This window comes from Moorena sp. SIO3H5 (assembly GCF_010692395.1).
Taxonomy (GTDB): domain Bacteria; phylum Cyanobacteriota; class Cyanobacteriia; order Cyanobacteriales; family Coleofasciculaceae; genus Moorena.
Genome location: NZ_JAAHHS010000271.1, coordinates 1 through 10,740 on the forward strand (window position 1 = coordinate 1; position 10,740 = coordinate 10,740).

Annotated in this window: 11 protein-coding genes; 6 read left to right on the forward strand and 5 right to left on the reverse strand. The window is 44.8% G+C overall.

The window, feature by feature from the left end; all coding sequences use genetic code 11:
- Nucleotides 1–109: 109 nt before the first annotated feature.
- The 4 genes from F6K52_RS24600 to F6K52_RS24615 form a co-directional block, all read right to left on the reverse strand.
- Complete coding sequence (locus F6K52_RS24600) at nt 110–1,483, reverse strand: RNA-guided endonuclease TnpB family protein (RefSeq protein WP_075896100.1); 1,374 nt, start codon at nt 1,481–1,483, stop codon at nt 110–112.
- Between the two features lie 464 nt (nt 1,484–1,947).
- A complete protein-coding gene (gene rdgB / locus F6K52_RS24605; RefSeq protein WP_293084152.1) occupies nt 1,948–2,562 on the reverse strand; it encodes an RdgB/HAM1 family non-canonical purine NTP pyrophosphatase in 615 nt (204 codons plus the stop codon).
- A 173-nt stretch (nt 2,563–2,735) separates the two neighbouring features.
- Nucleotides 2,736–4,178 carry a phosphoglucomutase/phosphomannomutase family protein gene (locus F6K52_RS24610; RefSeq protein WP_293084155.1) on the reverse strand — a complete coding sequence of 481 codons (1,443 nt, stop codon included), beginning with the start codon at nt 4,176–4,178 and terminating at the stop codon, nt 2,736–2,738.
- 454 nt (nt 4,179–4,632) lie between these two features.
- The gene (locus F6K52_RS24615) at nt 4,633–5,088 is read right to left on the reverse strand and encodes a hypothetical protein (protein WP_293084158.1); all 456 of its coding nucleotides are present in this window, start codon (nt 5,086–5,088) and stop codon (nt 4,633–4,635) included.
- Between the two features lie 185 nt (nt 5,089–5,273).
- Between F6K52_RS24615 and F6K52_RS24620 the strand changes: the two genes are divergently transcribed.
- From F6K52_RS24620 to F6K52_RS24630, 3 genes are all read left to right on the forward strand, one after another.
- Entirely contained in the window at nt 5,274–6,104 is an 831-nt protein-coding gene (locus F6K52_RS24620) for a photosystem II manganese-stabilizing polypeptide (protein ID WP_293084163.1), read from the forward strand.
- Between the two features lie 345 nt (nt 6,105–6,449).
- A complete protein-coding gene (locus F6K52_RS24625) occupies nt 6,450–6,599 on the forward strand; it encodes a hypothetical protein (protein WP_293084166.1) in 150 nt (49 codons plus the stop codon).
- 56 nt (nt 6,600–6,655) lie between these two features.
- On the forward strand, nt 6,656–7,432 hold the full coding sequence (locus F6K52_RS24630; RefSeq protein ID WP_293084169.1) for an RNA polymerase sigma factor SigF: 777 nt from the start codon (nt 6,656–6,658) through the stop codon (nt 7,430–7,432).
- A 360-nt stretch (nt 7,433–7,792) separates the two neighbouring features.
- Here F6K52_RS24630 and F6K52_RS24635 read toward each other — a convergent pair whose 3' ends face one another.
- Nucleotides 7,793–8,362: a hypothetical protein gene (locus F6K52_RS24635; protein ID WP_293084172.1), complete on the reverse strand. Its 570-nt coding sequence runs from the start codon at nt 8,360–8,362 to the stop codon at nt 7,793–7,795.
- Between F6K52_RS24635 and F6K52_RS24640 the strand changes: the two genes are divergently transcribed.
- From F6K52_RS24640 to hisS, 3 genes are all read left to right on the forward strand, one after another.
- Nucleotides 8,343–8,729, forward strand: a complete 387-nt coding sequence (locus F6K52_RS24640) for a hypothetical protein (RefSeq protein WP_293084175.1) — start codon at nt 8,343–8,345, stop codon at nt 8,727–8,729. The genes F6K52_RS24635 and F6K52_RS24640 overlap by 20 nt on opposite strands.
- 371 nt (nt 8,730–9,100) lie before the next feature.
- Nucleotides 9,101–9,397 carry a hypothetical protein gene (locus F6K52_RS24645; RefSeq protein ID WP_293084178.1) on the forward strand — a complete coding sequence of 99 codons (297 nt, stop codon included), beginning with the start codon at nt 9,101–9,103 and terminating at the stop codon, nt 9,395–9,397.
- 18 nt (nt 9,398–9,415) lie between these two features.
- Nucleotides 9,416–10,699 carry a histidine--tRNA ligase gene (gene hisS, locus F6K52_RS24650; protein ID WP_293084181.1) on the forward strand — a complete coding sequence of 428 codons (1,284 nt, stop codon included), beginning with the start codon at nt 9,416–9,418 and terminating at the stop codon, nt 10,697–10,699.
- Nucleotides 10,700–10,740: the final 41 nt, after the last annotated feature.

Below are 10,740 nucleotides of genomic sequence, written 5' to 3' on the forward strand. Positions count from 1 at the left end.
TCTTACCAATATACCAAGGGAGCTGAGGCACGGTTTACCGAGTTAGCGTGCCTCAGTTGATTTTTTTGACATCTCCCCCGGTTAAAACACGGGGGATTCTCAAAGGATGTTACGCGGTAGGGTAAACCCGTACCGCTTCACCCTTATGTCGATATAATTTAGACAGGTTAGTGAACAAATTATATCGATGTGGAACTGTCAAAATCCCGCTACCCACCTTGGCCAGGTCGATTGGCTGTGTGGTTACTTTACGGAGTATGTTAGCAGCGCCGTTCAAATCGGCGTTAATTAACTTTCCGGAGGCAGTCCTGTACAACCCACGCCTAACTCTTTTTCCTGAAGGGATCCATCCGCTGGGTTTTGCACCATGTTTTGGTAATGAATCACCGTCCAAGAAAGACGCTTTGCTTGTATAGGATTCTTCAGTGACAATCAGATTTATTCCATATTCAGGACAAAGCTGCTTTAACCTTTCAATTAGTCGCTTAGTAGGAATGGGGACAAACTGTTGGTTTCCTTTCTTTCCCATGTTAGAAAGGCTTTTCTGTCCTTCGTTCCAACCAAAAACCAAATTACCTATTCCATCATTTAGGCAACGATTAACGAGGAATCTAGCCGCTTTATTTATGGCGTCCCGCATCTGATTATTCCGCTTCAACTGAATTTTATCCAGATGGGAGTCCCAGTACTTTTCCGACTTTCCTGACTTATACTTAGCCACAAGGCGACAGTAACCTTGGTTCATTGACTTAAGCTTTCGACCGTCAATAATAAAGCTCTTTCCTAAGGTCGAAACGCAGGTTAGCCAGTTATCGCCACCATGGTCTATTCCAATCGCGTTAGAGTAATCAAGATTTGGATTATCAGTTACTGGTTGCTTTCTATCATCAATAACCCAATCTATCCATAGCTGTCCGTAGTAAGGACGAACGGTAACCTCTTTCACCCAATCAGGATCAATGAAATCTGGAGGAGATAATGCTATTTGAACTAATAATTCAGGCTTGCTTTCCTTGCTAACGGAGGGGTGAAACAAACCTTCTTTGTATATGAGGGCTTGCCGAGGGAAAGTCACCGCAGCAAAACCTCCAGACTTTCTATAGCGAGGGAACCTAGGTCTATCTACTTTTCCTTGGTAGTACAAACCCACTAGTTTGTTATAGCTAGAGATCGCTTCCCCTACAGTTTTTAAAGTTTGCTGTGCAGATTGAGCCGCCATCGCCTTATAGTGGGGCGACATTTTTAGAGCTTTGTCTATTTCAGGGTATTTAGTCGTACATTTGTAGGTTTTCCACCCTGCCCTTAGCTCATCTCCACGCCAGTAGGTAGTATAAGCTTTTTGTTCCTCAAGCCACTTGTAGTGTTTTTGTTTTGCATAGTAAACAGCGCAATTAAACAGGCTGTTAGCTTGCTGGCACTGAAACTCCCAGAACACTTTCTCTTCGTTTGAAAAGTTAGCTTTTATTGGGATAGTCTTGTACATTTGACAACTTCGACCCTTTTGTTATCAAACTAATAGTGTATACGTATGGTCTAGTAATGTCAAACAAAAACAGATCTAAATCTCAAAAAAGAATGAGAGGAATTCCTGTCTACTATGACGAGATCAAAAAACCACACACTATCATGTTCACAGATACTGTGTGGAAGTGGTTGCAGCTTTCCGCGAAGGACTCAAACACCAGTGCCGGAGAGCTTATAGAACGTTGGGTTAGAAGCCAAATAGAGGACACGACGCCGATATTTCCAGTCTCTCTTTTTCATCCCGGAGACGCGCGCCTTAGAAGAGTGAAGCCTTACTACAAAGTCTTAAACATGCATCTGCATAGCCCACTCACCTATAAAGGCTTCACTCTTCTTGCGGTAACTTCTGACCCCGGCTAAAGCACGGGGGTTCTTAAATTTCAGGAAGTTTTGATAGAGAGTTGACGGTTTTAGCCACGCTAGTTAAGATAAATTTTTCAACTGAGGTAGTAGTAATTCAAAAGCCTTGCCACGATGAGAGCAGGATCGCTTCATCTCAGGCTCCATCTCAGCAAAGGTCAACCCCTGCTCTGGAACAAAAAAAATTGGGTCGTAGCCAAAGCCACCAGTGCCCCGAGGAGCTGGCAAAATTTCTCCCCGACAAATCCCTTCGGCTTGGAAAGCGATCGCACCATCTGGACGGGCAATCGCCACGACACAAACAAACTGGGCTTGCCGATTCACTTCCAAACCTAGCTCCCCCAGTAGCCGCTCAATTCGCTCTTGGTCAGTTTTGCCATAGCGTGCAGAATAAATCCCTGGAGCACCATCTAGGGCATCAACTTGCAAACCGGAATCATCAGCAATTGCCCATTTCCCAGTTGCCTGGGCTACTACTGATGCCTTCAGACAAGCATTGGCAGCAAATGTATCCCCAGTTTCTTCAATCTCTAGCTCTGGTGGCTTTAACTGCAATTCCCAGTCCAAAGAATCTAGGTATGTCTGCATCTCCCGCAGCTTACCAGGATTGCCTGTGGCTACAACCAGTAATTTTGGCAGCAATTTTGGGGTTTGATGTTGGGATTTTGGATTACTCAAAGCAACAATTTCAGATTGTTTGATGAAAGGTTAACTAGCAATCAGAGTCAGTTCGATACAGCTCAACTAGCGTTTAATGCCCGATTGCGATCTTACTCACCAAAGCCGAGATTTTCAATAACCCAAGCAAAACTAGCTAATCCAAAATCCAACATTAATCCCAAATTTAAAGTCTAAAACTGACTGGCCCACTCTTTAGCCCAGTTTAAGGTTTGAGTTACTTGTTCAAGGGTAGCCGCTTCACAGTAAAGTCGCAATAAGGGTTCAGTGCCACTAAAACGAATCAGCAACCAGCTGTCGTTAGCTAAACGGAATTTGTACCCATCGGTGGTTTGGCAATCCACCACTGCCTGACCATTAATTTCTTGGAGAGGCTGAGTTTGTAATTGTTCTTGTATACGCGATCGCACTTCCATCCCCGATAGATGTATATCGATCCGGTCATAGGCACAAGCATAGCCAGTTTGCTCTTGCAGACTCTTGTAGAGTTCACTTAAGTCTTTTCCAGATTTAGCGATCGCTTCTAATATATACAGTGCTGATAATAAAGCATCTCGCTCAGGAATATGATTGCCATAGCCAATGCCTCCGGATTCCTCACCCCCTAGCAAGGCAGGAGTGGATAACATCCGGTCAGCAATATACTTGTAACCGATGGCAGTCTCATAAACTGGCAAATTATAAAGTGCTGCCACTCTAGGAATTAGGTCAGAACCACTAAGGGTTTTGACCACTTCACCACTAAAGTTACGTCGTGATGCTAGATGTTCAATCAGGATGGGAATCAGGATTTGGGGGCTAAGGAAATTGCCCTGAGCATCAGCCGCTGCAATGCGATCGCTATCCCCATCAAATGCCAAACCAACCGCTAATTCAACACCCGGTTTACTATGGTGATTCTGGAGCGCTTCAAATAGCTCAGACAGATAACCAGGTAAAGGTTCTGGGGATTTGCCACCAAATAATGGATCCCGTTCTGCCTTAATTTCGATAATGGGTACCCCAAGAATCTTGTTCAACCCTCCTGCTGCTGCACCATTCATCACATGGGCAAAGACAGTCAGTTTACCCTCACTAATCAGTTGTTGAATCAGGGCAATATCAACTTTTTCTCTTAAGGCATCACAGTAACTTGACCATGGGTCAAAGGTCTTTATACTCCCCTCTTTCTTAGGTGTAGCTGGTGCTTGAGAAAGTTTGGCTTCAATCTGTTTAGTTATTTCTAGAGGAACTGATCCACCAAACGCTCCTTTCACTTTTAAGCCTAGGTAATTGCCAGGATTATGACTAGCAGTAATTACCAAAGCTCCCAAAGCATTTTGGGACTTGGCTGCCCAACTGAAGGCTGGTGTAGGAGCATAACTGTTAGAGAGTAAGACATCAAAACCAGCAGCTTGAACTACTTCTGCGGTTTTTTTGGCAAAGTCTTCTGCCATGAAGCGTCGGTCATGACCCACTATAATCGTTTGGCTACCCGTGGTTTCCCCATAAGCATCTGCCAGAACTTGAGCAGCAATAGGGGCAACTATTGCCAAGCGTTCGAAGGTAAAATCGGCGGCAATGATACCTCGCCAGCCGTCTGTACCAAATTTAATTGAATCTGCGGCAATCGCCATAGTAGTATATAGTTACTTAAATTTTAATACTCTGACGGCAAAATCCTAGCATTGGAAAGAGTTAGTGTCTTGCTGACCCGCCAAAGCCTGATCTGGCTTGTGTCGCCATTTTGTCGTCATCTAGTAGTACTGATAGTAGTTACTTAACTTAAGTCACTCTTTCGGGATATTGTCCAGTGGGTGTATTGGACCAACCTCAATGGTGGGTCCATTGACGCTTCACCGATAAGTTGCTAAGCAGCGATGCAGCGCCTTCATGCGGGGGTTTCCACGGGGCTTACAAGGTGCGGACGCAGGTTCCGCACACAGACCCAAAACCATGAGCGACTGCATCAAGAAACGAAGGTTTTTCCTAAATGTAAGCGAGATATAGTAATGTCAAGCGTCTTATTCCGGGGTCTTTCCTATGTTCGTGCATCTAGATCAATCCTCCCCGGACAAGGGCAACAGTTTTCTAGTGGTCGTCGGTCATACCCTGCTTAGATCGGGCTGACTCAGGCAGCTTATTAAGTACAGAGATTAGATTCATCCGTTCAATGTAGGGCCAACCACCTTTTTCTTCAATATCCTTTAGAAAATCATATAGTTTCTGGCGAGTATCCGGCAATGAGGCTTGAAATAACTCGTCTCGAATATCGCCATGGACTTCCTCTAAAGCCCTGAGTATAGCCAACAGAGCGATGTTATCGCCTTGGTAATTGTTGGCCAAAGAACGAATATCAGCCGTAATCTCTAGTAATTTACGGTCTAATTGTTCTGAATCCAAATTTTTATCTCGATCCATTCCATCAAATAACTGTCGCAGTAAAGGCGGCTCTTCCCGTGTACAATGCTCTAAAGAACAGCTGAGGCTCACGGAATCGGTGCCATTTTTGCATGCCCTATGCCCAAATGGCAGTAGTTCAACCAAATAACAAGCTTCCCGATAGTTTGTGTGTAGCCCGACTTATAACATGGGTGTGGTGTGAATTGCGGATAATACTGGTCAATGCCTAGAGGGCAGCAGCTGTTTAACTCCTATTGCACCAGCAACCCAATTCCAGAACCAACCTAACATACATTTTTAGATCTGATTATTGACGATTGAGATTGACTATGAAGTATCGTGCTTTGATTTGTGCCTTCCTGGCGTTATGTCTGGGGGTCTTTACAGCTTCCTGTTCTCCAGATGTAGCCAGCTTGGAAAGTATCGAAGGACTTACCTATGACCAGATTAGAAACACTGGTTTAGCGAATAACTGTCCACAGCTGTCAGAAATGACTCGGGGTGCTATTCCTCTAGACCCAGAAGAGTCCTATCAGATTGTCGATATCTGCTTACAACCAACCACCTTCTTTGTCAAGGAAGAAGGAACTAAGCGCAAAGAGGCAGAATATCTTCCCGGTAAATTATTGACCCGTTATACCTCTAGCCTAGTTCAAGTACGAGGAGACTTAGTTTTTCAAGAAGATGGTAGTCTGAAGTTTTTGGAAGAGGATGGTATAGATTTCCAACCCATCACTATTCAGTTGCCTGGAGGTGAGCAAGTCCCATTCCTGTTCACCATTAAAAAATTGATTGCCACAACTGAGCCTGGTTTGGAAAGTATCAATGCTTCCACCGATTTTGTTGGCGATTTCTACGTCCCCTCTTATCGGGGTGCTGTTTTCCTAGATCCCAAAGGTCGAGGTTTGGCTAGTGGTTATGATAATTCGGTTGCTCTGCCATCTCAAGCGGATAGCCAAGAGTTTGCCAATGTTAAGAGCGCAGATGTGGGCGAAGGCACTATTGAGCTGCGAATAGCTCAAGTAGATAGCGAGAGTGGCGAAATTGCTGGTACATTCATAAGTGAACAACCTTCAGATACTGACTTAGGTGCTGATGAGCCAGAAGAAGTGAAAGTTCAGGGGATATTTTACGGTCGCATTCAACCAAAACAAGCATAGCTGACGTTGGTTTGAGTCTTGGAAGCCACTGACTCCCAGAATGGAAAATTGGCAAAAACATTAATTGCTAAGGGGCGTATGCCCCTTTTTTGATCGGAATGTGGCGTTTTCGATATCCTGTATGTATTATTAATAAACTTTCATCGTTTCTAATTTCGGATTCGAGTGAAATTACTGTTTTAAGAAACTTAATGGTAAATCTACAATTAAAGCAATAACACGCGCTTATCATGACGGTGCCTTTGGACATTAATAAACTCGATTAATGCTCGTCACCTATTTTATCAAACACGCACTGCAGCATAAACCGACGCCAATAAAACTGATTTCCTTTCTCTAAAAGGGATGCAACATAATATCGTCCGGGGATTGGATCCGGGAAATAATCAATCGGGAATCCGACAACCATTACCAATTAAACCTGACCCAAAGTGCAAAAGGGATAAAAAATTTGTTGCAGCCATCCAGGAGAATTGGGATGAGTTAGGGGTCTGATAGCCGATTGATATCTACTTGTGATCTACTTTTAATCTACCACCTTAAACTTTGTTATGGCGACTAACCTTAATCATAATCTTAAGTATCAAAGCTTAACATTATTACAAAAGTACCAGCAATCTCCTTCAGCTGAACTTCGCAATCAGCTAGTTGCTCTCAATTTAGGACTAGTCAGGAGAGAAGCTCATCATTGGGTCAAGCAGTGTCATGAAAGCTACGAAGATTTACTTCAGGTTGGCTGTATTGGCTTAATTGGTGCCATAGAACGATTTGATTCCACCAAGGGCATAGCATTTAGTTCCTTCGCTATCCCCTACATTCGTGGTGAAATTCAGCACTATTTACGAGATCGGGGTTATTCAATTCGCATTCCTCGACGCTGGCTAGCACTACGGCAAAAGTCTGTGGAAATTACTCGAAATTTACGAGCAACGTTAAATCGGCAACCGACAGAACAAGAAATAGCAGCAGCATTAAACATTTCCCTAGAAGAATGGCAAGAAATTACCCTAGCTCATCAAAATCGGGAACCTCTGAGCTTAGATACACCAGTGGGAGATTCAGAGGACAGAAACACCAGCTTGGGTGAGTTAGTCCCAGATCCTCGCTATCGCAGTTTTCAGCTGGCACAGGAAGACCAAATCCGCATTCAACAAGCCCTAGCTCATTTGGAAAAGCGCACTCGTGAAGTGCTGGAATTTGTTTTTTTACATGACTTGACTCAAAAAGAGGTAGCACAACGCTTAGACATCAGTGTAGTAACGGTATCCCGCCGCGTTAAAAAAGGCTTGGAAGCGTTGCAAAAGTTAATGAAACCGACACAAGATTAAGATTAATTTTCACACTATTATTTATTGAAGCATAATACTATAAAATTATAGAAAATTATATACAGCTGGCAAAGTAACTGGACTTGAGAGCTAAGTGATAGCTGAAACGCGGTTTGGGCTTCTTGAATTGGGTGTTATTACCCATAGCATGCCCACAGCTTTTTGCTGAGAGTTTCCAGTTATGGAAGTTTGCCAAAAAAATCCTTTCTTCAAAGAAGTTGGTGCCACAGATCGATAACTTCAAGGGTATGCTCGGATAAAGCGTTATTTTTAGGTGGTCATGGGTAAAGTATCATGCATCGTATGGGTGAGTGTGCTGGCTCTGCTTATAGGAGGGTGTCAACCGGGTAAAAATGCAGATCAAGGGGAGCAGACTACCCCTAAACCTACTCCGGTAGCTTCCCCGGATATCACAAAACCTTCTCCTCCTGTAGCTGAATTTGCTCCTAAATTCCCGGAAACACCGCAGCAGGAAAAGGTAATACCAATACCACCGTTGATCACAACCTTGCCAAGCAATGAAGTAAGAAATCGGATAGATAAGGGGCGTCTTGACCCGTTTGCGGCAATTTCAGTGCAACCAGAGGTGGAGATTTTGCCTAATGCTGGTAGACCAAGTAGTTCCCCTACGAGGGTACAGCCTCTGACTCCTGCACCACCAAGACCGGCTGTGCGTCCGGGTCCTGGGACAGGAGGTAGTGTAGCGGTAACACCAACCAGCCCTTCAAGAGCTAGCAGAACCTCCAGCCCCTCAAGAGCTAGCAGACCCTCCAGCCCCTCAAGAGCTAGCAGACCCTCTAGCCCCTCAAGAGCTAGCAGACCCTCTAGCCCCTCAAGAGCTAGCAGACCCTCCAGCCCTTCAAGCTCCTCAATCGCTAGAAAGTCTCCTGGCTCATCAAGAGGAAATGTTTTGCCAAGGCCCCAGAACACTCCATCTACAGAGACGGGCAAAGCTAAACCTGATTCAAAACCAGACAATAGCTCTGTTGCCGAGGATGGTATCCCCCCTATCCCTCCTGAATTTGATCTGCAACTGCCAATCCTACCAGAACCAGAACTGGCCAATAATGTCAGTGTCACAGGGGTAGTTGATAATGGTAGGGGTGTCTATTACGCTATCCTAGATGTCCCTAATGAGCCTAGTCGTAGCGTTCAAGTTGGACAGTTTATATTAGGCGGACAAGTGCTAGTAAAGCGAATTGAAATTTATAGAGGCTTAGATCCAGTGGTGATTCTGGAAGAAAACGGTGTTGAAGTGTCTAGACGAGTTGGCGAAAACTCAGGATCAGCTTCTTGAGGTAACCTCAAGGCATGGTGTTAGGTGTTAGGTATTAGGTGTTAGGTGTTAGGTAAGCATATGCGCTACGCGCAGGCTACGCCAACAGCTATCAGCCTTCAGCCGTCAGCCATTCCCGTACCGTGGCTCAAAAGCCTTTGGCCTTGGCTGACGCTACTAATTGTGCTGATTTTATGAAAAAGTATTAGTAGCGTACGCTATGGACATAAACTGTTGCCGTAGCGTTGCCACAGACCTTTGGCTGATAGTTGATAGCTGATAGCTGATAGCTGATAGCTGATAGCTGATAGCTGATAGCTGATAGCTAAAGGTGTTAGGAATTGGGTTAATGGTTCTGCTACTTAATCCCTAATACAAGGTACCCTAGGCTCATGGAGCAGTGTAAACTATTGCGTTATCAAATTAGTTGTCCTGGTTTACCCTTGGCAGTTTATCGAGAGGTAGCTGCCCATTTACGGCAAGTGACAGGGGTAAACGCTGATTTACTACCCCAAACATCCCAGCAGTTTGATTACAATCAGAGTCAGGTTGGTGGATTGTGGATTGAGTATGGCGAGACTACTGATAAAGTAGAAAGAGAACGGGTCAAGCAAATTTTGTCCTATTATCAAAATCGCTATGGTGCCTGGGAAGAAGACACTTCCGATGGTGAACCGCAGCTCACATGATGGGGAAGCAAAACGTTAATGGGTTTAATCCAGGCTTTACGAGGAACACGGGATATCCTGCCAGACGAAGTTGGATATTGGCAGCAAGTAGAAGCGATCGCACAACAGATTCTCAATAGAGCGGCTTATCGAGAAATTCGTCCTCCCATTTTTGAGCGCACTGAACTGTTTGAACGGGGAATTGGGGAAGCTACCGATGTGGTAGGGAAGGAAATGTATACCTTCAACGACCGGGCAACCCCTCCTCGTTCCGTGACACTACGTCCAGAAGGGACAGCGGGAGTAGTGCGAGCTTATATTCAAAATAGCCTCTATGCTGCTGGTGGGGTACAACGCCTCTGGTATACTGGTCCGATGTTTCGCTATGAAAATCCCCAAGCTGGACGACAGCGACAGTTTCATCAATTGGGGGTAGAGGTAATTGGTTCTCGTGATCCTAGGGCAGATGCAGAAGTAATTGCGATCGCAAAAGATATCCTCAATACCTTGGGTCTAGTTAACCTGAAACTTGACCTTAATTCTGTTGGTAGTACCGAAGACCGTCAACAGTATCGACAGGCTCTGGTAGATTACCTCACTCCTTACAAAGATGAGTTGGACGAAGATTCTCAAGACCGTTTAACTCGCAATCCCCTCAGGATTTTAGATAGTAAAGACAAACGTACTCAAGAGATTGCTCAGGATGCTCCCAGTATTTTAGACTACCTCAGTTCAGAGTCCCAAAGTCATTTTGATCAGGTCAAGCAGTTGTTAAAGGATTTAGGGATTAGTTACCAGCTCAATCCTCGCTTGGTGCGGGGCTTGGATTACTACACCCACACTGCCTTTGAAATTATCTCTGATGACTTAGGCGCTCAAGCAACAGTTTGTGGTGGTGGTCGCTATGACGGATTAGTCGATGAATTGGGGGGAAATAAAACTCCAGCTGTTGGTTGGGCGATTGGTTTAGAGCGTTTGGTGATTTTGCTGCAACAACTGCAAGCATCACAAACCCTAGCGCTAGATTTTTATTTAGTATCAAGAGGTGAAGTAGCTCAAGCTCAAGGATTGAAACTGGCTCAGCAACTGCGCAAAGCTGGGTTGGCTGTAGAACTGGACTTGAGTGGAAGTGCTTTTGGTAAACAGTTTAAGCGAGCTGACCGCAGTGGTGCGGTGGCTTGTTTAGTGATCGGAGATGCTGAAGCTCAGAGCAACACCGTGAATTTGAAATGGCTAGCCTCTGGGGAACAAGAAACGATGACCCAAGCTGATTTATTGGATAAAACTGAGCAGTTAAAAGAGCAGATAGAACAATTGCGTTGAGTGTTGAGTGTTGAGTTGCGTAGGGTGTGTTAGGGGAGCCA